This window comes from Rhodovibrio sodomensis, assembly GCF_016583645.1.
GTDB classification, from domain to species: domain Bacteria; phylum Pseudomonadota; class Alphaproteobacteria; order Kiloniellales; family Rhodovibrionaceae; genus Rhodovibrio; species Rhodovibrio sodomensis.
On sequence record NZ_NRRL01000307.1, the window covers coordinates 1 to 598 of the forward strand.

The 598-nt window shown below is 61.9% G+C and carries 1 protein-coding gene; it reads right to left on the reverse strand.

What is annotated here, in order from left to right; translation table 11 throughout:
• A partial coding sequence (locus CKO28_RS27900) for a hypothetical protein (RefSeq protein ID WP_200344813.1) occupies window positions 1–565 on the reverse strand: 565 nt, incomplete at its 3' end.
• Between the last annotated feature and the right edge of the window lie 33 nt (window positions 566–598).

Here is a 598-nt window from a genome sequence, read left to right on the forward strand (position 1 = left end):
GTGCACCCGCTGCGGCGACGGTCGCAGCGTCGCCGATATTGATGCTGCCGACCGCCAGCGCGATGTTGCTTGATCCGAAATGGGCAGTCGGATCGATGCTGGAGGCGCCGTTGGTCGCGAGCGCCAGTGTTCCCTCGGAATAGAGCTGTGATCCGGCGCCGATCGTGATCGAGCCGGTACCGGCACCGGATCCGAGGAAGTTCAGCTTGCCGTTGGACAGCGCCAGCACCGTGAGGCTGTTCGCCGAGTAGCTCATGCCGGTGGACACGGAATCAAACGGCGCCGCGCCCTGCCCGATCGTGCTCAGCGTGACATCATTGCCCACGACGATGTTGTTGCCCACAAAGAACAGCTCGCCGGCATTCAGAGAGACTCCGTCGCGGATATAGAGATTGGATAAGTACGCGGACAGGAAGAGCAACGTGCCGTTATTGATCAACATGGAGCCATTGACCGTCAGGCGCGGGGCCGCGATCGCATTCAGGTCGGATGCGCGAACCGAGACGCCATTAAATCCCGCCGTCGGCACATCGGCATAGATTTCGCCGACCCGCATCAGCGTCACCTGACCCGCATTCCCGTCTTGTGCGCCCTGGAA